Below are 21,845 nucleotides of genomic sequence, written 5' to 3' on the forward strand. Positions count from 1 at the left end.
CCGGCCCGAAGCTGCGTCCGGCAGGAAGGCACTGGCCATGAAATGGAAGGCGGACGCTTCAAAGCCGCGCCGGAATCGACCCTCTCCCAGAGGGACGGGTCGATTCAGTTGAGCTCTTCACTGCGGCCGCCGCCGAATCGTGTCTCCCGCAACGCAGCGACCAAGCCAAACGCACTGCAACACGCTAGACTTTGCCAGGGCTTTCCGGATTCTCGATCCCGACAGCCGGCAGTTCTGTTTTCGGGGAGCAGTGCGATCATGTCACAAGGTGCCGCCATCGACCGTCACACGACAGGACCCGAGGCCGCCACCGCCAAGGACCTGCCGCTGCGCGACGACATTCGCCTGCTCGGCCGCATTCTCGGCGACACCGTGCGCGAGCAGGAGGGCGAGGCGGTGTTCGATATCGTCGAACGGATCCGCCAGACCTCGATCCGTTTCCACCGCGACAATGACGAAGGCGCCAGGCGCGAGCTGGAAGCGATCCTCGGCGATCTGACGGCCGACGAAACATTGCTGATCGTCCGGGCCTTCAGCTATTTCTCGCACTTGGCCAATATCGCCGAGGATGAACATCACATCCGCCGCACCCGTGCCCATAGCCTGCGCGGCTCGCCGCCGCGCGCCGGCACGCTGGCCAATGCCATTGAGCGGGCGCGTGCAGCCGCCATCGGCGTGCCCGAGCTGAAGGCCTTTTTCGACAGTGCTCTGGTCAGCCCGGTGCTGACGGCGCATCCGACCGAGGTCCGCCGCAAGAGCACGCTCGACCGGGAAATGGAGATCGCCGCCCTGTTCGACGAGCGCGAGCGGGTCGTATTGACGCCGGAGGAGCGCGCGGCATCGGATGAGAAGCTGCAGCGCGAGGTGCTGACGCTCTGGCAGACCAGCCTCTTGCGCGAGACCAAGCTGACCGTGCTGGACGAGGTGCTGAACGGCCTGTCCTATTACGACTATACGTTCTTGCGCGAATTGCCCCGGCTCTATTGCGGGCTGGAAGACCGGCTGGCGGCGCTCGACCCGGCCTGCGAGAGCGTCGCGCTGGCATCCTTCCTCCGGATCGGCAGCTGGATCGGCGGCGACCGCGACGGCAATCCCTTCGTCACCGCCGCGGTGCTGAAGGAGACCATGCGGGTCCAGAGCACCCGGGCGCTGCGCTTCTATCTCGACGAATTGCATGCGCTCGGCGGCGAGCTGTCGCTGTCGAGCCGCGTCATCAAGACCTCGCAAGAGCTCAGGGATCTCGCCGAGCGCTCGCCCGACCCCTCGCCGCACCGGCGCGACGAACCCTATCGGCTGGCGATCTCGGGCATCTATGCGCGCCTGGCCGCGACCGCCCGCGACCTCGTCGGCTTCGAGGCGCCGCTGCAGCCGGTCGGCGAGATGCCGGCCTATGCCAGCGTTGCGGAATTTCAGGCCGAGCTCGACATCATCCACCGGTCGCTGACCGGCAACGGCTCGGGTGTCGTTGCGCGCGGGCGCCTGCGCATCCTCCGGCGCGCGGTCGACTGCTTCGGCTTCCACCTTGCCGCGCTCGACCTCCGGCAGAATTCCGACGTGCATGAGCGCACCGTCGCCGAACTCCTGGAAGCGGCGGTTCCCGGCACGCGCTATCTGGAACGCGACGAAGAAGACCGCATCGCGCTGCTAGCCGATGAGCTCGCCAAGCCCCGGCCCCTCGCCTCGCCTTTCCTGACCTATTCGGACGAGACGGCGTCCGAACTCGCGGTGTTCCGGACCGCGGCGGAGATCCATGCAGTCTACGGCCCCGCAGCCATCCGCAACTGCATCATCTCCAAGGGCGAGACAGTGTCGGATCTGCTCGAACTGGCGCTGATCCTGAAGGAGGTCGGCCTGATCCGGCCGACCGGACCGGCGGCGGTGAAGCTCATCCCGCTGTTCGAAACCATCAAGGACCTGCGCGGCTGTGCCGTCGTCATGGACGGCCTGTTCGCGCTGCCGGCCTACCGCCGCCTGATCGAACAGGACGGCGTGCAGGAGGTCATGCTCGGCTATTCCGACAGCAACAAGGACGGCGGCTTCGTCACCTCGGGCTGGGAGCTCTACAAGGCCGAGATCGAACTGATCCAGGTGTTCCGCCGCCATGGCGTCAAGCTCAGGCTGTTCCATGGCCGGGGCGGCTCGGTGGGGCGCGGCGGCGGGCCGAGCTATGACGCGATCCTGGCCCAGCCCGCCGGCGCGGTGACCGGCCAGATCCGCACCACCGAACAGGGCGAGATCATCGCCAGCAAATATTCCAACGCCGAGGTCGGCCGGCGCAACCTGGAGATCCTGGCAGCGGCCACCCTGGAGGCGAGCCTCCTGGAACCGCCGGAGAGCACCCAGCGGGAGGACTATCTCGGCGTCATGGAGGCGCTTTCCGCCAGCGCATACGACGCCTATCGCGGCCTGGTCTACGAGACGCCGGGTTTCGTCGATTATTTCTGGGAATCGACCGTCATCACCGAGATCGCCACGCTGAATATCGGCAGCCGGCCGGCCTCGCGCAAAAAGACCCGGCGGATCGAGGATCTCAGGGCCATTCCCTGGGTGTTCAGCTGGGCGCAATGCCGCCTCATGCTGCCCGGCTGGTACGGCTTCGGCACGGCGGTCAAGGCCTGGCTCGCGACCCGTCCCGACGACGGGCTCACCACCTTGCAGGCGATGTATCGCGACTGGCCGTTCTTCCGCACCCTGTTGTCGAACATGGACATGGTGCTGGCCAAGAGCAGCATCGCGATTGCCTCACGCTACGCCGAGCTGGTGCCCGACCGGGCGCTGCGCGACGCCATTTTCGGACGGATCAGCACCGAATGGCACGACGCCGTCGCGGTGCTTCTGGCGATCATGGGCCAGAGCCAGTTGCTGGAGGCCAATCCGCTGCTCGACCGCTCGATCCGCAACCGCTTTCCCTATCTCGATCCGCTGAACCACGTGCAGGTCGAACTGCTGAAGCAGCACCGCGCCGGCGGCACGGGCGACGATGCGGTGCTGTCGGGCATCCAGCTGACCATCAACGGCATCTCCGCGGGCCTGCGCAACAGCGGCTGAGGACGTCCGCGCCCAGGGACAATCCGCCTCATTCTCGGCCGCACGACGCCGCCGAGGGGCAGCCATCGGTGACTGGTCGCCCATCGCCGATGGGCGTAGCGTCGCCGCGCTGACGACGTCCGCCTGCGAAAAGAGATCGGATGACGGGCGCCGGCTCAGGGAGACTGAACCAAACCCAGGGAGGTTCGTCATGTCATCCTATTGCATCCTCCTCAACTTCACCGACCAGGGCATGCGGACCATTCGCGACGGCGCCAAGCGCATCGACGCGGCCCGCGACCTCGCCGGCGGTCTCGGCATCGAATTCACCGACCTGCGCCTGTGCCTCGGGGCTATGACGTGATGATTCAGCTGGAGGCCCCGAACGACGAGGCGGTGGCCAAATTCGTGCTGGCCGCGGGCGCCCGCGGCAATGTACGGAGCACGACGCTGAAGACCTTCAGCGAGAAGGAATACCGCAAGCTCCTGACCGAGCTGCCGGCCTGACACCCGACAGCCACGCCTCTTGCCGCCCGCGTCGGACATGGTCCGGCGCGGGTTTTGCTTTTTGCAGGGCGGCGGCGACGCTTGCGGGCTTCTACGCACTTTCGGTTGCAGCGCCCGCCGCGCGACAGTGACGCCCGCGCCATCAGGCGGCCCTGCCCCGCCGGCGACAGCGAATGCCGCAACCTTCGGGAGCCTCCATGTCCAGGATCAACAAGACCTTCGGCCTTCTGATCGCCACGGGCCTGGCGCTTGGCGGTCTGTTCCAGCCCTTCGCCGCAAAAGCCCAGACGGCTCCCGAGATCAGCCGGGTCGCCGGAGGCCCGCCCAGCTCGGCGATCTTCATCGGCAACAGTTTCTTCTATTACAACAACGGCATCGGCGGCCATGTCACGCAGCTCGTGGCAGCCGGCGACCCGGGCACACGGTTCCGCAACACGCTCGTCACCATCAGCGGCTCGGGCGCCGACTGGCACGACGTGGCCTCCTATTTCCGCCCGAACGCCATTGCCCGCTATTCCTTCGACGCCGGCAACAACATCGTCTTCAACCGCTTCAACAAGCTGTTCGACATCGCCATCGTGATGGATTGCAGCCAGTGCCCGATCCACCCGGAACTCGGGGCGGTATTCACAGACTACGCGCGCCGCAACAGCGAGACGCTCCGGCAGAACGGCGCCGAGCCGGTGTTCTTCATGTCCTGGGCCTATGCCGACAAGCCGGACATGACCGCCCAGCTCGCCGAGGCCTATACCCGGGCGGGCAATGCCAACAATGCGCTGGTGATCCCGGCGGGGCTGGCCTTCGCGCGCGCCATCGCCCAGCGGCCCGACATCAATCTCTACGTCGCCGACAAGCGCCATCCGAGCCTTGCCGGCACCTATCTCGCGGCGGCGACGATCTATGCGTCGCTGTTCAACCGGTCGCCCGCCGGGTTTGCCTATACGGCCGGCCTCGACCCGGCCATCGCGGCTTTCCTGCAGACGATCGCCTGGGAGACCGTGCAGGCCTATTACCGCAAGGGCGCCTGAGATCGGCCGTCCTGGCCGTCGCCGAAAGCCCGGCTGAGCCAATCGATGAACACCCGCACGCGCGGCGAAAGCTGGCGATTGCGTGGATAGAGCAGCGAGACCGGCGTCGGTGATGGCGGATTGCCGGTCAGCACCGCGACCAGCGTGCCACGGTCGAGATCGGCCGCCACATGATAGCGCGGCACCTGGATCAATCCGAGGCCGAGACGGGCGGCGGCAACGAAGGTCTCGGCGCCATTGACCGAGACGGTGGCCGGCAGGCTGACATGGCGCAGATTGCCGCCGACGGTGAACTCCAGCGGCATCAGCTGTCCCGTCGCCGATGAGCGGAAACCGACCATGCGGTGCCCCGCCAGATCCTCCGGGTTCTCCGGCAGGCCGAAGCGCTCGATATAGGCCGGTGCCGCGCAGGTGATCTCGTCGAGCAATCCCACGCGCTTTGCGATCATGTCGCTGTCCTTGATATCGCCGACCCGCAGCACGCAGTCGATGCCCTCGCGGACGAGATCGACCAGCCGGTCGCCCTCGCCCAGGAACAGCTCGATCCCGGGATAGTCGTCGAGGAAGGCCGGCAGGCGCGGCAGCACGAAATGGCGTGCCAGGGTGCCGTGGACGTCGACCCGCAGCAGCCCCTTCGGCTTGGCGCCGCCGAAGGCGCCTTCGGCATCCTCGACATCGGCGATCAATGCCAGGCAGCGCCGGTGATAGGCCTCGCCGTCGAGCGTCGGCGCGACATGGCGGGTGGTGCGCTCCAGCAAGCGGACGCCGAGCCTTGCCTCGAGCTGTTTCACCGCATCCGTGACGGTCGAGCGCGGCAGGCCGAGGTCCTCGGCCGCGAGCGTGAAGCTGCGGCGCTCCACCACCCGCGTGAACACCCGCATGGCATCGAACCTGTCCATCTTATTGTTCGCAATCTCCGGATAGTGATGCCAGACAATGCCCGATTATCCGGGGCAGAGAAAGGCTCATGGTCGCCTCATCGAAAGCGGACGTGCCGCTCGCGATCACCAGGAGAAAAACCATGACCCAGGCGAACAGCACCAAGGTCGCCATCGTCACCGGCGCGTCGCGCGGAATCGGTGCCGCCATCGCCGCGCGGCTCGCCGCCGACGGCTTCACCGTCGTCATCAACTATTCCGGCGATGCCGCGCCGGCAGAGGCGCTGGCCCGAACCATCGAAGCTAGGGGCGGCCGGGCGCTGACCGGCAAGGCCGATGTCAGCGACGCGGCGGCCGTGCGCGGCCTGTTCGACGCGGCCGAAGCGGCCTTTGGCGGGGTCGACGTGCTGGTCAACAATGCCGGCATCATGGCGCTCTCGGCGATCGCCGAAGCCGACGACGCCAGCTTCGACCGGCTCATCGCCGTCAATATCAAGGGCACGTTCAACACCCTGCGCGAGGCCTCGCGCCGCCTCCGGAACGGCGGCCGGATCATCAACTTTTCATCCAGCGTCGTCGGGCTGCTGCAGCCGACCTATGGCCTCTATGCCGCGACCAAGGCCGCCGTGGAAGCCATGACCGGCGTGCTGGCCAAGGAGTTGCGCGGGCGCTCGATCAGCGTCAATGCGGTCGCCCCCGGGCCGACCGCCACCGGCTTGTTCCTCGACGGCAAGCCACAGGAGCTGGTCGAGCGCCTCGCCCGGATGGCGCCGCTGGAGCGGCTCGGCGCGCCCGAGGATATCGCGGCGGCCGTCGCCTTCCTCGCCGGCCCGGACGGCGGCTGGATCAACGGGCAGACGCTGCGCGCCAATGGCGGGATCATCTAGCGGCGCTGCATGGTGATCGTGATGGCTTGATTGCCGCGAGCGGGCAAATTCGTGGATGCCCGGGACAAGCCCGGGCAAGACAAAGCGGTGCGAGATCGGGAGGTGGCGCCGAGCCGTCATCGTCGCGCGCTCTCCGTCTTGGCCGGGCTTGTCCCGGCCATCCACGAATTCAGCCGCTCACGATCGAAAATCCTGCGGAAAATGTCGCCTGATCTCTCTCGTCAAAGAGTCAAAATCACTGCGACGGAACACGAGCTGCGCCCCGCCCAGCCCCTCCCGCCCATCCGGCCGGCCCACGGCGTCCGGCATCGGCATCTTCACACGCAAACCGCCGCCGGCTCATGCCGGCGGCGGCTTCTGATTTCGATCGATGGGTTCGGCTTCGCCGCGCCGGTCACATGGCCGCGGCCATGGCGCCGGCATTGGGGATCTGGATGTCGATCTCCAGGGTCGACATGGTCTCGCCGCGATCCATGGTCACCCGCACGTCGTCCTGATCGACCTGAACATGTCTGGCGATCACCGCCATGATCTCTTCGCGCAGCACCGCGACGAGATCGGGCTGGTTGCGGTTCCTGCGCTCATAAGCCAGCAGGACCTGCAGGCGCTCACGCGCCACCGGCGCGCTGCTGCGCCGCCTGAAGAGGTCGAACAGGGTCATGCCGCCCTCCTTCCGAGCAGCCGGTCGAGCAGGCCCCGCTTGTCGATGGGCAGGATCATCTGAACCTGCTCGCCGTCGAGCCGGCGGGCCGCCTCGGTATAGGCGCGCGCGGCGGTGTTGTTCGGCTCGTTGAGCGTCACCGGCGAGCCGAGATTCGAGGCACGCAGGACGGCCTGGCTTTCCGGGATGATGCCGAGAAGCGGCGTCGACAGGATCTCGAGCACGTCGTCGATCTTGAGCATGTCGCCGCGGGCGGCGCGCGCCGCATCGTAGCGCGTCACCAGGATATGCTTGGTCACGCTCTCGCCGCGCTCGGCCTTCAAGGTCCGGGAATCGAGCAGGCCGATGATACGATCGGAATCGCGCACCGAGCTCACTTCGGGATTGGTGACGATCACCGCCTCGTCGGCGAAGCGCATGGCGAGCTGGGCACCGCGCTCGATGCCGGCCGGGCTGTCGCAGATGACGTAGTCGAAGGTTTCCTTGAGCGGAGCGATCACGCTCGCCACGCCCTCCTCGGTGAGCGCGTCCTTGTCACGCGTCTGCGAGGCGGGCAGCAGGTAGAGCGAAGCGATGCGCTTGTCCCGGATCAGAGCCTGGGTGAGCTTGGCCTGGCCCTGCACGACATTGACGAGGTCGAAGACCACGCGCCGCTCGGCGCCCATGACCAGGTCGAGATTGCGCAGGCCGACGTCGAAGTCGATCAGCACGACCTTCTTGCCGGCCTGCGCCAGCGCGGCCCCGAGCGCGGCGGTCGACGTCGTTTTGCCAACGCCTCCCTTGCCGGATGTGACGACGACGACCTTGCCCATGTCCATATCTCCAATGCGTCAGTTCAGGGCCGCGACGTGGATCGCGCCGTTCTCGAGAAAAACCTGTATCGGCCTGCCGCGCGACGACGGCTCCATGTCCTCGGCGGTGTGGTACCAGCCATCCACCGCCAGCAGCTCCGCTTCGTTCTTGCGACAGAAGATGCGCGCCTTGTCATTGCCCGTGGCGCCGGCGAAGACGCGCCCGCGCAAGGTGCCGTAGACATGGACGGACCCGCCCGCGACGATCTCGGAGCCGGAACCGACCGAGCCGAGCACGATGACATCGCCTTGCGGATGATAGACCGACTGGCCGGAGCGGATCGGCGACTGGATGATCAGCGAGCTCGAGGCCGGCGGCTCTTCCCTGGGCTCCGGCGCGGCAGGCTCGGGTGCCGCGGCCTTCTGCTCGCGCTGTGTCTTCGATTCGAAGATGACCGATGTCCTGGCGCCGATCAGCACCGGCGGCAGGTCGGGGCCGAGCGAATCGATGCCGATGGCCTCGATCGCGTAAATCCTGATTCCGCGCTCGGCGAGCTGCGCGACGAGGGCGCTGACCTCGCTCGCCCTGGGCTTGAGGACCTTGAGGTCCAGCACGACCGGCCGGCCGGCAAAGAACCCCGGGGAGTTCTCGGTCCAGCGATCCAGGGCTTCCAGCCACTCCTGCAACGGGGCTTCGGGTGCCAGTGCGAAGGCCATGAACGAGCGCGCGGGAAAGCGGATGGATTTCCGCTGAACGGGGGGGACGCTGGTGGTCTGAACGGGCGCGATGGTCGTCACAAAAGCGGGTCCTTACTGATGTGTTAACGCTACTCCGACGTGGTTAATGAAATCTAAATCGCGAGGCTGAGCGCGCGCTGTCCCACAGCTTTCGAGAGAGCCGCAGGCGGCCGCCACGCCGGGCCATTCCAACCTGCAAGGACGCCGGCTTTCGCACGCCGATGCCGGCCGGCAGCTCGGCCGGATCGGCGATGCACTCGAAGTGCTGCTCGATCACCTCACACGCGATGGCCTGAACCAGGCCGAGCGGGACGCCTTGAGCATTCTGCGCGGCCAGCTCGCTGCCGTGTGCAGCGTCAAGCCACGGGTCGGAAGCGCGAAGTAGCGATGTCCGTCTCGCCACCGCCGGAATCGATGGTGGCGAGGGTGTGCCGGGTCGGCTACCAATCCCGCAGCCACCTTCGAGGGAGCGGTCCATGCAATTGCGGGAGTGGCCGCGGATGCCCATCGCCGTAGCGTCCGACCGACGGATGTCCGACGCCCGCCGTCTCCGGGTCGTCGCCCAGGCGGGAGCGGCGCCATGCCGTTGACGCTGCACGGCTACCACTACAGCGTCTATGTCAGGATCGTCCGGATGGTGCTGGCCGAAAAGGCCGTGGCCTGCGTGCACGCCGAGGTCAATCCGTTCGCCGAAGACATGCCGGAAGCCTATCTCCGGCTCCATCCGTTCCGCCGGGTACCGACCCTCGTGCATGACGGCTTCGTGCTCTACGAGACCGGCGCCATCACGCGCTATATCGACGAGGCCTTCCCGGGCGCGCGCCTGCAGCCCGGGCCAGCCCGCCAACGCGCCCGCATGGCGCAGATCATCGCGATGATCGATTCCTACGGTTATGTCCCCCTGGTCCGGCAGGTGTTCGCGCAACGTGTCTTCGGCCCACGTCTCGGCCGCGCCGCCGATGAGGCGCTGATCCGCACGGGCCTCGACGGCGCGGCACGCTTCCTGGCGGCGCTCGAAGACCTGGCGCCTCCGGGCGAACGCGCCGGCGGCGCGGGCCCTCTGGTCGGAGACACCCTGTCGCTCGCCGACCTGCATCTGGCACCGATGATCGCCTGTTTCGTCACGGCGCCGGAGGGACGAACGCTGTTGCCGGACTATCCCGGGCTGTCGGCATGGTGGGCCTTCATGCAGGACAGGCCGAGCCTTGGCGCGACCGATCCGGGCCTGCCCGGCTGATAGCGCGCAAGGCTTGCGCCCCATCAAAGCGCGGCGAGCGGCAGACCCAGCTCGCCGCTGAGCCATGTGACGAAGACCCGGAGTGCCGCGCGCTGCCGGCTGGAGGCAGGGAACACCAGGTAATGGCCGACATAGTCGATGTCGCGGACGCGGCCGGCGAGCGGCATGACCAGGCGGCCCGAGGCGATCTCGCGCGCGGCGAGCCTCGTCGACTCGAGCGCGACACCGAGATTTTCGACCGCGGCGGTGATGGCGAGGAAGCTGCGGTCGAACCGCGCCGCGCGCGGCGGGATCGATGACAGGTCGTTGGCCGCGAACCAGTCCGACCAGCGCACCTTCTTGAAATCGCTGTCGATCAGCACACGGTCATAGAGATCCTCGACCCGGGTGATCGAGACCGCGAGCTTCGGCGAGCAGAGCGGCGTCACCGTCTCCGTGCCGAGCGGGATCACCACGATATTGTCCTGCGTCGGCACCCCATAAACGATACCGGCGTCGAACTCCTCGTTGGGGTAGCGCGGATAGTCGACATCAGCCGACAGGCGCACGGCAATGCCCGGATGCCGCTCCATGAAGTCGGCCAGCCTGGGCGTCAGCCATTGCGCCGCGAAACTCGGTGCGCAGTGCAGCCGCAGCAACTGGGGGCCGCGGGCCGCGACCAGCTCCATGCCGCGGCCGATTTCCTCGAAGCCACGGCTGACATGGCGCAGCAGCGCCTCGCCTTCGGCGCTGAGGCGGACGCCCCGGCCATTGCGTTCGAACAAGGTGACGCCGAGCGAGGCTTCGAGCTTGCGCACGGCATGGCTGACCGCGCTGATCGACAGGTGCAGCTCGTCGGCGGCGGCACGGAACGAGGCGTTGCGGCCGGCCGCTTCAAAGGCACGCAGGTTCTGCAGCGAAAAGGGCGGCATGGCTTACTTGAACAAGATTCAAGAGTCCTTGCAAGGCTTGCAATTGATCGTGGGAGCCATCCCGACCAAGGTTCGGAAAATTTCAACACCCCACGGAGGAAAGGCCATGCTGCTCAAAGGCAGAACCGCGGTCATTTCGGGCGCCGCCAGCTTGCGCGGGATCGGGCTTGCCACCGCCCGTACCTATGCCGCCCACGGCGCGCGCGTCGCCATTCTCGATCTCGACGAGACCGCCGCGAAGGCGGCGGCGAGTTCGCTCGGCCCCGGCCATATCGGGATCACCTGCGATGTCGTCGACCGTGCCGCCTGCGAACGGGCGATCGCCCAGACCCTGGCGGCCTTCGGCCAGATCGACATTCTCGTCAACAATGCCGGCATCACCCAGCCGGTGAAGATCATGGAGATCGACGGGCCGAGCTGGGAACGGATCATCGACGTCAACCTGACCGGCGTGCTGCATCTGAGCCAGGCGGTCATTCCGCATATGCGTTCGCGCAAGTCCGGTTCGATCGCCTGCATGTCCTCGGTCTCGGCGCAGCGCGGCGGCGGCATTTTCGGCGGGCCGCATTATTCGGCGGCCAAAGCCGGCGTGCTCGGCCTCGCCAAGGCCATGGCCCGCGAGCTCGGGCCCGACGGCATCCGGGTCAACTGCGTCACCCCCGGGCTGATCCAGACCGACATTACCGGCGACAAGCTCTCCGCCGAGATGAAGACCCAAATCGTCGAAGGCATTCCGCTCGGCCGCCTCGGCACGGCCGACGACGTCGCCGGCATCTATTTGTTCCTCGCCTCCGACCTCTCGGCCTATGTCACCGGTGCGGTGATTGACGTGAACGGCGGCATGCTCATCCACTAAGCCCTTTCCGAGCCAACGGTCGCCGACGGACCAGGACCCGATCCATGCAAGACCAACCCCATGTTTCACCGCTCGCGCGGGCCAATGTCAGCCTGGACGAGCGCGCCTACCGCATCCGGCGTTATGCGCTGCGCATGGGCGAGGTGCAGGGCCAGGGTTATATCGCCCAGGCGCTCGGTATCGCCGACGTGCTGGCGGTGGCCTATTTCCATGCGCTGCGCTACCGCCCCGACGATCCGGAATGGGAGGGCCGCGACCGCTTCCTGCTGTCTATCGGCCACTATGCCATCGCGCTCTACGCGGCACTGATCGAGGCGGGCATCCTGCCCGAGGACGAGTTGACCACCTATGGCGGCGACGACAGCCGCCTGCCGATGTCCGGCATGGCCGCCTATACGCCGGGCATGGAGATCACCGGCGGCTCGCTCGGCCATGGCCTCGGCATCGCTGTCGGCATCGGGCTCGGCCTGAAGCGCAAGCGCTCGGGTTCCTTCGTCTACAACCTGTTCTCCGACGGCGAGCTCGACGAGGGCTCGACCTGGGAGGCGGCCATGGCGGCCGGCAACCACAGGCTCGGCAACCTCATCGGCATCGTCGACGTGAACAACATGCAGGCCGACGGGCCGTCCACCCAGGTGTCGAATTTCGAGCCGCTGGCGCCCAAATTCGAAGCCTTCGGCTGGCATGTCCAGCGCGTCGACGGCAATGATATCGGGGCGGTCGTGAAAGCCTTCGACTGCGCGCGGGCGCTGGCCGAGCCGAAGCCGCGCATCGTCATCTGCGACACCCGGATGGCCAAGGGCGTGCCCTTCCTCGAGGCGCGCGAACGCAACCACTTCCTGCGCGTCGAAGCCGACGAATGGCAGAAGGCGATCGAGGTGCTCGACGCCGGGAGGGCCGCATGAAACGCTCGAAATATGATCGCCCCGTGCCGCAAGCCAACAGCGCGGGCGCGCGCCTGACCACATCGGCGATGATCGCCTCGCTCGCGACGCCCGATCAGCGCACCGCGCCGGCGCCCTTCGGCCATGCGCTGACCGCGCTCGCCGCAACCCGGCCCGACATTGTCGGCCTCTCCGCTGATCTCAGCAAATATACCGACCTGCACATTTTCGCGCAGGCCTATCCCGACCGCTTCTACCAGATGGGCATGGCCGAGCAGCTCCTGATGAGCACCGCCGCGGGCCTGGCGCGCGAAGGCTTTACGCCATTCGCCACCACCTATGCGGTCTTCGCGGCGAGACGTGCCTATGACTTCATCTGCATGGCGATCGCCGAGGAGAGCCTGAACGTCAAGATCGTCTGCGCCCTGCCGGGGTTGACCACCGGCTACGGCCCCAGCCATCAGGCGACCGAAGACATCGCGATCTTCCGCGGCCTGCCGAACATGACGATCATCGACCCCTGCGATGCCCATGAGATCAGCCAAGTCGTGCCCGCCATCGCCGCCCATCAGGGCCCGGTCTATATGCGCCTCTTGCGCGGCAACGTGCCCCTGATGCTCGACGAATATGGCTACACCTTCGAGCTCGGCAAGGCGAAGCTCATCCGCGACGGCCGCGACGCGCTGGTCATCTCGTCGGGCTTCATGACCATGCGCGCGCTGGAGGCCGCCGCGGCGCTGGCCGCCGATCGCGTCGATGTCGGCGTGCTGCATGTGCCGACCATCAAGCCGCTCGACGAGGCGACGATCCTCCAGGAAGCCGCCCGCTCGGGCCGGATGGTGATCGTCGCCGAGAACCACACTATCGTCGGTGGTCTCGGCGAGGCGGTCGCCGGCCTGCTGATGCGCTCCGGCGTGACGCCGCCGTTCCGCCAGATCGCGCTGCCCGACGAATTCCTCGATGCCGGGGCGCTGCCGACGCTGCACGACCGCTACGGCATTTCGACATCCGCCGTGGCCGCCAAGATCAAGAGCTGGCTCTGACGATCGGGGCCCGCTCCGATCGGATCATGGACCAGACCTGGCTGGTTGCCGAAGACATCCATCGGCGGGCGATGAAATGGGCATCGTCGCTGCTTTGAGCCGCGAGCCCGCCGGGATACGGTATGCGCCCGCCTTCGATCGGCAATACCGGGCCATCTCATGACCGTCGTGGAATGCGAGATCCCTGCGCTCAGCCTGCTGGATCGCCGGCAGGTCGCGGCCGCCTATTTCCGGGATTCCTATCGCGCACCGTTGAGCCGCGGCGATGCCGGCGTCGTCGACATCTTTCTCGCCATCTTCGCCCATCACCCGATGTGGATGAAGGCCATCCTGATGGCCCGCAACCGCGCCGCGGCCCTCTTTGGGCTCGATGCACCGACGGCCTCCGAGGTCCTTAATCCTACGGTCAGACAAGACTACCGCGTCGGCGACACGATCGGCGTCTGGCCGATCTTTGCCCTGAGCGATACCGAACTGGTCGCCGGGCGCGACAACAAGCACCTGGACTTCAGGCTCTCCGTGCTGAAATCGACGGAGGGCGGGGCCGCCAGCGTCACGGTTTCGACGATTTGCCTGGTGCACAACACGGCCGGCAAGGTCTATCTGTTCTTCATCACCCCCTTCCATCGATGGGGTGTCCGGCGGCTGATCTCGACCGCCATCGCAGCCGGACGGCTGTAATCACGATTGCCCGATCGGCCGATCGCTGCGCCTGCGCGGAATAGCCGCCACGCGCCAGAGCGCCTTGCATTGCTGCGTCGCGATACGATATTGTGCGATGCACCATACATGAGCATGCATGCCCGCTCGACAGGAAAGAAACCGATGCGTCCGTGGACAACCCTTCCGGCAAGAACCTTGCGGCCTCGCCACGAGCCGCCGACGATTCGCGAGGCTCTGGAGGCGGCGGCCGACCTGTCCGATAACGCCGCCGATCAGATCGCCATCGCGGCCGGACTGCTCGGCTGCAGCGAAGACGAGATCCGGCAGCGGGTCGGCAGCGCCGGCCTGCCGGTGCGGCAGCCGCAGCCGCAGAGGCAGCAGCCGCCTGTTCGTACGCTGACCGCCGCTCCCTTCAAGCGTACGGTCGTCGTCGAGCACAAGCGCCCGCTCGTCGTCGAGCGGCTTCGGTCCCGCGCGATCGCCCGCTGAACAACAGCGTGCCGCATCGTGCCGGCCGGTTTGCCCGGCTGGCGCGGCTGCGGACAACCGCTGCCGGCCGCCGCTCAGCCCGGCATGGCCGCCGCGGCATTCTGGCGCAGCGCCCGGACGAGCCCGGCGCGCGGCGACATATGGCCCCAGAACAGGCCGACCCGCCTGCCCCAGCCCGGCTCGGGAACAGCCAGTTTGGCGAGCGACAGACCTTCCGGCCAGGGCGGCGCCCAATCCGGCACCAGTGAGACGCCGAGGCCGCGGTCGACCATGGCGGCGATCGCATCGAGGGCATCGAGTTCGAAACGCTCCTGCGGACGGATGCGCGCCTGGCGCAGATAGCGGTCGACGATCTGCCCGCCCCAATGGTTGCGGTCGTAGCGGATGAAGGGTTGGCTCGCGAGCAGCCGATGCGGGTCTTGCGCCGGCATGCCGGCGGGCGTCAGCACGACGAGCCGCTCTTCGTGCAATGTCTGCCAGGCGCAAGCCTTCGGAATCGCGAATGGCGGCTGGACGATGATGGCGGCGTCCAGGTCGCCGCCGATCACCTGGTGGTAGAGTTCGACCGACACGCCCGGCACGATGTAGATCTCGATCTGCGGGTGGGCGGCTGCGAGCGACGACAGGATCGCCGGCATCATGCCGGTCAGCGCGGTCGCGGTGGCGCCCAGGCGCAGCTCGCCGATCAGCACGCCGTCGGCGCTGGTCGCCTTGAGGTCGCGGACCTGGCGCAGCAGCAGGCGGGCGCGCTCCAGCATGGCGATGCCGGTTTCGGTCGGCCTGACGGTACGGCCGGCGCGCGAAACCAGTGGCTTGCCGATCTCGCTTTCCAGAGCCCGGAGCCGCTGCGCGACGGCCGCCGGCGTCAGGTGCAGCCGGCGCGCGGCCTCCGCGATCGACCCCTTGTCCACGACCGTCACGAAGCTCTCGAGGAAGCGCGTGTCCATACAAACAAAATCCATCTTCTGACGATACAATTACATAGATTTTGTTACCGATTCCACGCCCCCATACTCGCCCGGCCTTCAGACCGGAGACGCAGCCCCGTCGCTCGCATCGACGGCAGCCTCATCGCCGGCATCTGCCCCCACGACCAGGACGCATCGCCATGACGCTCGATCGGAAGATCATCGAGACATTGTCGGTCATCTCGACCGCCACCATCACCACGGTCCTGCTCAAGAAGGGCTTGCGCAATGTCTGGCTGCGCGGCACCCGCCCGCTGCGCGCCGGGCAGCCGCGCCTCGTTGGCCGTGCCTTCACGCTGCGCTTCGTGCCGGCGCGCGAAGACCTGGCGACACCTGAATCCTGGTCCTCGCCGAAATCGACCCGCGCGGCGATCGAGGCCATGCCGGAAGGCTGCATCGCCGTCGTCGACGCCATGGGCGTCACGGATGCCGGCATTTTCGGCGACATTCTCTGCGCCCGCATGGCGAAGAAGGGCGTCGCGGCGCTGATCACCGATGGTGTCGTGCGCGACGTCGCCGGCGTGCTGGGCACCGGCCTGCCGGTCTGGTGCCAGGGCGGCGCCGCCCCGCCCTCGGTCGCCGGCCTTACCTTCGTCAATTGGCAGGAGCCGATCGCCTGCGGCGGCGTCGCGGTGTTCCCCGACGATCTCATCGTGGTGGATGACGACGGCGCCGTGCTGATCCCGGCGGCTCTGATCGACCATGTCGTGTCGGTCGCACCGGATCAGGAACGCCTGGAGGGCTGGATCATGGGCGAGGTCGAGAGCGGCGCCAGCCTGCCGGGGCTCTATCCGCCGAATGCCGAAAACAAGGCGCGCTACGAGGCTTTCGTCAGCAAGACCACCCAAGGCTGAGCGCCGAGTTGCCGCGCCGGCAATGGCGCGGCGGCAGCCGTCGCACCGCTTTCCTCCCCGGGGCGGCCAGGTTCGGCCGGCTGATCAGACGCCGATCGCCATCGCCATGGCGGCCTCGATCCGTTCGAAATCCCCTCGGCTGACCGGCAGCAGGCCGAACCGGAACTGGTAACCCCAGTTCGCCTCCCCGGCGGTGAAATCGAGTGCACCCAGCAAGGGCCGGATCGGCACCTCGCGCGCCTCGTCCCAGGCGATGTCGCGGCGCCAGGGGCGAAAGCCGCCGCCCATGTCGGCGAGATAGGCTTCGCCCGATCGAACCGTACCGATCGCCGTGAAGGCCTGCAGCCGATCCTTGGCCGCGAATGTCACCGTCGGCGAGTAATAGGCAACGCGATCGCCCGGTTTGACCCGCCGTAGCGGACCGGCCTTGCCGTGACAGACCTGCATGAAGCCCTCGGTCCGGCCCCGGCGGACATGCTCCGCCGAGGCAACCGCGATCCAGTAGCCGGTCATGGTGCGCGCCCGCCTCTATTGCTGCGCCAGGGCGTAGACGCGCAAGCGGTGGCCGTCCGGATCGAGGCCGACGAAGGTGCGGCCGAAATCCAGCACCACCGGTTCCTGCAGGATCGGGATGCCCAGCGCCTTCCAGGCCGCATGGGTCGCGTCGACTTCGGCGTCGCTGTCGAGCTGGAAGCCGATCTCGCCTCCGCCGCCGCCCGCTGACGGCGCCGGTTCGACCGTATGCCGCGACCAGAGACCGAGCTTGAGGCCGGTCGCCAGGGCGAACAGGACGAAGGTCTCGGAATTCTCGACCGGCTCGCTCGCCAGCAGGGCCTGGTAGAAACGCCCGCTCGCCGCAGGGCTGTTCACATAAAGGAGAATGTAGCTCGGGTGGGTCATGGACGTCGCTCCTGTTGTTCGACAAGGCGACGCTAGAGCGGCATGCTGTCAGTTTCTGGCAGTATGAATCGAAAGACACGATCATTCGAAGGATCGGGCAATGCCCTCCTTTTCGCGCCAGGCCTTGAGAAGCGCCTGGCGTCGGCGCGGATAGCGGCTGTCGGTCACCGTCAGGTCGACGATCCGGTCGGCGCGGAAATGCCGGAAATCCTGGCGCAATTCGCACCAACCGAGAACGATCCGGACACGGTCGAAGAAGCCGAGAGCGAAAGGCCAGATGATCCGGCGCGACGGCTTTCCCGTGGCGTCCCGGTAGGCGATGTCGAGCTTGCGCTCGGCGCGGATCGCCTTGCGAATGCCGGCGAGATCGACGGCGTCGGCGGCGATCGCCTCGCCCGGGCCGACGATCAGCGTCGCGCCGTCGAGCCCCTGGCGCAGGTCGGCGGGCAGCACCGCGGCGATTTTCGCCAGCGCGTTGCGGGCAGCCGATCCCAAGGGATCGTCGGCGCGGTCGGCCACCCAGCGCGAGCCGAGCACCAGCGCCTCGATCTCGTCCTCCGAGAACATCAGCGGCGGCAGCATGAAGCCCGGTCGCAGGATATAGCCGATACCGGGCTCGCCTTCGATGTCGGCGCCCTGGGCCCGCAAGGTGGCGATGTCGCGATAGAGCGTGCGGATGCTGACGCCGAGGCCGCCGGCCAGCGTGCGGCCGCTGACCGGGCGGCGATGGCGACGCAGGACTTGCAGGAGATCGAGCAGGCGTTCGGATCGCGACATCAACCGAAGCTTTGGCACGAAAGATCACATGATGCCAGATTTTGGCAGCAGGAGCGCGGCAAGGCCGCAGGAGCCGAACAAGGGGCAATTCGTTCAAGGCAAAATTCGATGATGAAAACACATCACCGGACCCAACAAGCCGGTGACAAAAAAGCCCGCCGGATGAACCGGCGGGCTTGCTTGTCGAGGTCTCACACAGGGCTCAGAATGGCACCGCCACCTTGCCACGCACCGTCCAGCGGCGGGTGGCGGACCCAAGCCCCCCCAATTCGCCGTCGAGCGACATTTTGGCGCCCCCGGCGATCGACAGGCCGAGACCGGCGGCAAGCCGCGCCGACCAGCCGTCGGCGATTGCAGCCGTGCCGGTGGAGTTCAGCGCCGCGGCGCTGTCGCCGGAGAAGTAATAGTCACCATAGAGCCCGAGCGACGGGATGAGCGTCACCGCCGGGCTATAGGCATAGTGGTAGCTGATCTTCAGGCCGCCGGAGGCCCGGCCGGTCATGAAGCTGTTCTTGTCCTGGGCGGTGCCGAGGCTGTCGATATAGGCGTTCTGGCTCTCCCAGAGGCCGAAGACGCGCGCCGAAGGCTCGAAGACGAAGGCCTGCAGCCGGTAGGTGCCGGTAATGCCCGCGCTGGCGAGCAGGCGCCGGCCGGCGAAGGCGCCGGAAGCGGTGCCGGCCTGGCCTTCGTAGTCGAGCCAGGAATGGGCCAGAGCCGCGTCGAAGCGGATGCCCTGCATGATCTGCCAGCCGAGATAGGCGCCGGCGGTGAGGCCCTGGCCCTTGAGGCGGCCGGCAAGCGACTGCGAAGTGAAGTCGAAGCTCTCGAAGCCGCCCATGACACCGACGACCAGGCCGGGCGTCAGCCGGCGGGTGACGCCGGCCAGCGCATTGATCTGGCTGCCCCGGATATCGACGCGGGCGGTGTTGGTATCGACCGGCTGCTGGCTCATGCCGCGGATGTCCATCCAGAACAGCCAGTCGCGGGTCTCGCGCGGGGTACGGCCGCCCCGCTCGCCGGAGGCAGCACCCGAGTTGAAACGGAGCGACATCTGGGTGGGAGTGAGGCTGGCCCCATCCTCGGCGAAGGCCTCGGCGATGGCGGCATCGACCGCGCTGGTGATGGCCTGGCCGGACACCTGCGCCACCATGCGCGTCACGATGACCTGCAGGCTGCGCAGCCTGACGCTGTCGCCGGGAATGTTGACTGCCTGGGTGAGGCCGGCCGAGGTGCTGGCGGTGAAGCCGCCGTCGCCGTCATAGGCGGCGGTGATGACATGGCTGCCCTTGGCGAGCGACGATGTGGTGAAGCTGGCGCTGCCGCCGGCGAGCGTGCCGGTGCCGATGACGGTACCGCCGTTCCTGAAGCTCACCGAACCGGTGGGCGTGCCACCGGGCGAGGTGACGCTCGCGGTGAAGGTGACGGCCTGGCCGACCTCGCTCGGATTGCGCGAGGAGACGAGCATGGTGGTCGTGCCGGTTTCGATCACGGCCTGGCTCAGCGGCGCGGACGTGCTGCCCTTGTGGTCGGCACTGTCGGCATAGACGACAGTGATCCGGTGGTTGCCGATGGCCAGCGCCGACGTCGAAAACGTCGCCGAGCCGCCGGAGAGCGTGGCGGTGCCGAGTTGCGTCGCGCCGTCGTAGAAGGTGACCGGACCGGCCGGCGTGCCGGAGCTGCCGGTCACCGTCGCGGTGAAGGTGACCGACTGGCCGAGCCTGGCCGGATTGAGCGAGGAACTCACCGAGGTGGTCGTGGTCGGATTGCCGATGATCTGCGTCAGCGTCCCCGAGGTGCTGACGGCATAGTTGCTGTCGCCACCATAGGACGCCTTGATCGAATGATTGCCCAGCGTCAGCGCGGACGTGGAGAAGGTGGCCGTGCCGCCGGAAAGGGTGCCCGTGCCGAGCGTCGTCGCACCATCGGTAAAGGTGACGGTGCCGGTCGGCGTGCCCGCATTGCCGAAAACGGTTGCGGTGAAGGTCACGGATTCGCCGGGCCTGGCTGGATTGGCCGAGGATGAAATGCCGGTGTTGCTGGCCGCAGGAGCCGGTATGCAGGTGGCCGTGACGGTGGCGGTGCCATAGCGCGTGAACCAACGGACGGAAGTGGTATTGCTGACACTCTCGAGAGTGAGCGAGCTCACGTCCTGCCCGAAGGCAGACTCGGTGCCCGAAAATGGGAAATTGAGATAGATCCAGTCGGTCGAGCCGGTAAAATTGATCCGGACCTTGTCGCCCTTCAGGAACGCGGCGGTGAGCGTTACACCCACGCTGTTCGTCGCATTCAAGGCGCCGGCATTGACGGCGGTGCAGCCGGCCGAAACGGCCAAGGCCGCGCTCGGCGTGGCGAGGCCGGCAAGGACCGCCAGGACCAAGGCCGCGGCGAAACGCCTGACAGCCGAAAGGCACGACTGCGCTCCGCTTCCACTCAACCATTTGGACAAAGCTGCCCCACTCCCGGCCGCCGCGCGGCGCCGGGCCCTATGCCTGGTCTCTTTCATGATCGTTCATGCCCCCGGAAGCAGCGCCCCGCCGCCCCCATTCCTTGCCCGCGATGCCCGCTCCGCCGTCGATGCGACGCAGCGATTTCAGTTCTCCCGGGAATGACGCGCTCGCGGCGGTCGTCCCGTCGACGGCGATCCGGCCCGCCGCACGGCCCCCCGGCAGTGAGTCTTGATCGCTCGAAAGTGATGACAAGACAGGAGACAATGTGTCAAATTCATCCGAATCATAATTCAATGAGCTAAACGCATAATGCTGACATTAAGACATATCGAGATCGTGGAAGCCCTGGCGCAGCACCGGCATTTCGGCCGCGCCGCCGAGGCGCTGGGCATCACCCAATCCGCCCTGACGCGGGCGCTGCAGGCCATCGAGACCGATCTCGAGGTCCGGCTGTTCGACCGGGGCACCGGCATTCCGGAGCCGACCATGTTCGGTCGGATCGTGCTGGCCTGGGGCCAGCCCGTCATCCGCAGCATGGACAACCTCGTCCGCGAAATCCGCCTGGCCCGGGGGCTCGAGGTCGGCGAGGTCACGGTCAGTGCCGGCACGTTCCCGTCCGAACTCTGGGTGCCCCAGGCGCTCGGCCGGCTGGCCAAGGACTTTCCGAATGTTCGCTGCCGCATGCGGTCCAGCGAGAGCCGGCGGGCGGTAAAGGACGTCCTGAACGGCAATTCGGATATCGCGGTCGCCGATCTCGTCGAAGTGAGAGGGCTCGACGAACTCGCCTTCGAAAAGCTGGTCACCGTCAAGGTCGCACTGTTCTGCCGACCGGGACATCCGCTGCTCAAGCACCCGACCATCAAGGAGATGGATCTCGCGGACTTTCCGCTCGCCGGCCCCCGCCCCACCCACTACGCCTCGGAGGCCATGGAGAGCGCCGGCGAAAACCGTGCTTTGACCGTGCCGAAATCCGGCGGCTTCGTTCCCAGGATCTGGGTCGAGAGCTTTGCGGCCATGCGCCAGGCCGTGTCGTCGGGCGATGCCATCAGCTGGGCGCCGGTACCACTGCTCGAACCCTATTGGGCCAGGGGCGAACTGGCTCGTCTGACGATGCAGCCGGCGCCGATCGACATCGAGTTCGGCCTGATCTATCCGCGCAACCGAACGCCAGCTCCCGCCGTCACGGCCTTCATCAAGATCATCCGGGCGATCGCCGTGGCCAAACCGGCGTCGCAGGCTCCGGCACGGAACTGAGGCAGCACGCGGCGGCCCAAAAGAAGGCCCGCTCCGTTGCCGGGA

The 21,845-nt window shown here is 67.2% G+C and carries 23 protein-coding genes; 13 read left to right on the forward strand and 10 right to left on the reverse strand.

The features are described from left to right. Positions 1-258: 258 nt before the first annotated feature. The 4 genes from ppc to AC07WJ_RS20290 all read left to right on the forward strand — a co-directional run bounded on the left by ppc (position 259) and on the right by AC07WJ_RS20290 (position 4,562). Entirely contained in the window at positions 259-3,048 is a 2,790-nt protein-coding gene (gene ppc / locus AC07WJ_RS20275; RefSeq protein ID WP_494936447.1) for a phosphoenolpyruvate carboxylase, read from the forward strand. A gap of 190 nt (positions 3,049-3,238) precedes the next feature. Further along, entirely contained in the window at positions 3,239-3,391 is a 153-nt protein-coding gene (locus tag AC07WJ_RS20280; RefSeq protein ID WP_494936448.1) for a hypothetical protein, read from the forward strand. Further along, a complete protein-coding gene (locus AC07WJ_RS20285) occupies positions 3,391-3,534 on the forward strand; it encodes a GYD domain-containing protein (RefSeq protein ID WP_494936823.1) in 144 nt (47 codons plus the stop codon). Before AC07WJ_RS20280 ends, AC07WJ_RS20285 begins: the two co-directional genes overlap by 1 nt. A gap of 197 nt (positions 3,535-3,731) precedes the next feature. Continuing rightward, positions 3,732-4,562, forward strand: coding sequence for a hypothetical protein (locus tag AC07WJ_RS20290; protein ID WP_494936449.1), 831 nt, complete (start codon positions 3,732-3,734; stop codon positions 4,560-4,562). On the opposite strand, the gene AC07WJ_RS20295 is transcribed toward AC07WJ_RS20290, so the two are convergent. Then, the gene (locus tag AC07WJ_RS20295) at positions 4,544-5,461 is read right to left on the reverse strand and encodes a LysR family transcriptional regulator (RefSeq protein WP_494936450.1); all 918 of its coding nucleotides are present in this window, start codon (positions 5,459-5,461) and stop codon (positions 4,544-4,546) included. The genes AC07WJ_RS20290 and AC07WJ_RS20295 overlap by 19 nt on opposite strands. A 122-nt stretch (positions 5,462-5,583) precedes the next feature. Between AC07WJ_RS20295 and AC07WJ_RS20300 the strand changes: the two genes are divergently transcribed. Beyond that, the gene (locus AC07WJ_RS20300) at positions 5,584-6,327 is read left to right on the forward strand and encodes an SDR family oxidoreductase (protein ID WP_494936451.1); all 744 of its coding nucleotides are present in this window, start codon (positions 5,584-5,586) and stop codon (positions 6,325-6,327) included. A gap of 394 nt (positions 6,328-6,721) precedes the next feature. On the opposite strand, the gene minE is transcribed toward AC07WJ_RS20300, so the two are convergent. Genes minE through minC form a run of 3 tightly spaced genes read right to left on the reverse strand, consistent with a single transcriptional unit; the run spans position 6,722 to position 8,496 of the window. Next, positions 6,722-6,988 carry a cell division topological specificity factor MinE gene (minE, locus tag AC07WJ_RS20305; RefSeq protein WP_494936452.1) on the reverse strand — a complete coding sequence of 89 codons (267 nt, stop codon included), beginning with the start codon at positions 6,986-6,988 and terminating at the stop codon, positions 6,722-6,724. Then, the gene (gene minD / locus AC07WJ_RS20310) at positions 6,985-7,800 is read right to left on the reverse strand and encodes a septum site-determining protein MinD (RefSeq protein ID WP_494936453.1); all 816 of its coding nucleotides are present in this window, start codon (positions 7,798-7,800) and stop codon (positions 6,985-6,987) included. The genes minE and minD overlap by 4 nt, the downstream gene beginning before the upstream one ends. A gap of 18 nt (positions 7,801-7,818) precedes the next feature. Then, on the reverse strand, positions 7,819-8,496 hold the full coding sequence (gene minC / locus AC07WJ_RS20315) for a septum site-determining protein MinC (RefSeq protein WP_494936454.1): 678 nt from the start codon (positions 8,494-8,496) through the stop codon (positions 7,819-7,821). A gap of 601 nt (positions 8,497-9,097) precedes the next feature. Between minC and AC07WJ_RS20320 the strand changes: the two genes are divergently transcribed. Next, a complete protein-coding gene (locus tag AC07WJ_RS20320; protein WP_494936455.1) occupies positions 9,098-9,754 on the forward strand; it encodes a glutathione S-transferase family protein in 657 nt (218 codons plus the stop codon). A gap of 23 nt (positions 9,755-9,777) precedes the next feature. Here the strand turns inward: AC07WJ_RS20320 and AC07WJ_RS20325 are convergent, their stop codons facing one another. Further along, positions 9,778-10,665, reverse strand: coding sequence for a LysR substrate-binding domain-containing protein (locus AC07WJ_RS20325; RefSeq protein WP_494936456.1), 888 nt, complete (start codon positions 10,663-10,665; stop codon positions 9,778-9,780). A gap of 106 nt (positions 10,666-10,771) precedes the next feature. On the opposite strand from AC07WJ_RS20325, the gene AC07WJ_RS20330 reads away from it, so the two are divergent. The 5 genes from AC07WJ_RS20330 (at position 10,772) to AC07WJ_RS20350 (ending at position 14,600) form a co-directional block, all read left to right on the forward strand. Then, entirely contained in the window at positions 10,772-11,521 is a 750-nt protein-coding gene (locus AC07WJ_RS20330; protein ID WP_494936457.1) for an SDR family NAD(P)-dependent oxidoreductase, read from the forward strand. Between the two features lie 44 nt (positions 11,522-11,565). Continuing rightward, complete coding sequence (locus AC07WJ_RS20335; RefSeq protein WP_494936458.1) at positions 11,566-12,426, forward strand: transketolase; 861 nt, start codon at positions 11,566-11,568, stop codon at positions 12,424-12,426. Then, entirely contained in the window at positions 12,423-13,448 is a 1,026-nt protein-coding gene (locus AC07WJ_RS20340; protein ID WP_494936459.1) for a transketolase family protein, read from the forward strand. Before AC07WJ_RS20335 ends, AC07WJ_RS20340 begins: the two co-directional genes overlap by 4 nt. A gap of 159 nt (positions 13,449-13,607) precedes the next feature. Beyond that, the gene (locus AC07WJ_RS20345) at positions 13,608-14,129 is read left to right on the forward strand and encodes a DUF2867 domain-containing protein (RefSeq protein ID WP_494936460.1); all 522 of its coding nucleotides are present in this window, start codon (positions 13,608-13,610) and stop codon (positions 14,127-14,129) included. A 108-nt stretch (positions 14,130-14,237) separates the two neighbouring features. Continuing rightward, a complete protein-coding gene (locus tag AC07WJ_RS20350) occupies positions 14,238-14,600 on the forward strand; it encodes a hypothetical protein (RefSeq protein WP_494936461.1) in 363 nt (120 codons plus the stop codon). A gap of 74 nt (positions 14,601-14,674) precedes the next feature. Here AC07WJ_RS20350 and AC07WJ_RS20355 read toward each other — a convergent pair whose 3' ends face one another. After that, complete coding sequence (locus AC07WJ_RS20355; protein WP_494936462.1) at positions 14,675-15,547, reverse strand: LysR family transcriptional regulator; 873 nt, start codon at positions 15,545-15,547, stop codon at positions 14,675-14,677. 161 nt (positions 15,548-15,708) lie between these two features. Here AC07WJ_RS20355 and AC07WJ_RS20360 point away from each other — a divergent pair, with 161 nt between their 5' ends. After that, entirely contained in the window at positions 15,709-16,422 is a 714-nt protein-coding gene (locus AC07WJ_RS20360; protein WP_494936463.1) for a ribonuclease activity regulator RraA, read from the forward strand. Between the two features lie 84 nt (positions 16,423-16,506). On the opposite strand, the gene AC07WJ_RS20365 is transcribed toward AC07WJ_RS20360, so the two are convergent. The 4 genes from AC07WJ_RS20365 to AC07WJ_RS20380 form a co-directional block, all read right to left on the reverse strand. Next, positions 16,507-16,935, reverse strand: coding sequence for an EVE domain-containing protein (locus tag AC07WJ_RS20365; protein ID WP_494936464.1), 429 nt, complete (start codon positions 16,933-16,935; stop codon positions 16,507-16,509). Between the two features lie 15 nt (positions 16,936-16,950). Further along, positions 16,951-17,322: a VOC family protein gene (locus tag AC07WJ_RS20370; protein ID WP_494936465.1), complete on the reverse strand. Its 372-nt coding sequence runs from the start codon at positions 17,320-17,322 to the stop codon at positions 16,951-16,953. An 81-nt stretch (positions 17,323-17,403) separates the two neighbouring features. Beyond that, a complete protein-coding gene (locus tag AC07WJ_RS20375; RefSeq protein WP_494936466.1) occupies positions 17,404-18,099 on the reverse strand; it encodes a helix-turn-helix transcriptional regulator in 696 nt (231 codons plus the stop codon). Between the two features lie 202 nt (positions 18,100-18,301). Next, complete coding sequence (locus AC07WJ_RS20380) at positions 18,302-20,431, reverse strand: Ig-like domain repeat protein (RefSeq protein ID WP_494936467.1); 2,130 nt, start codon at positions 20,429-20,431, stop codon at positions 18,302-18,304. A gap of 424 nt (positions 20,432-20,855) precedes the next feature. Between AC07WJ_RS20380 and AC07WJ_RS20385 the strand changes: the two genes are divergently transcribed. After that, positions 20,856-21,800, forward strand: coding sequence for a LysR family transcriptional regulator (locus AC07WJ_RS20385; protein WP_494936468.1), 945 nt, complete (start codon positions 20,856-20,858; stop codon positions 21,798-21,800). Positions 21,801-21,845: the final 45 nt, after the last annotated feature.

Source organism: Phreatobacter sp. GW821-FHT04C01, from assembly GCF_059420385.1.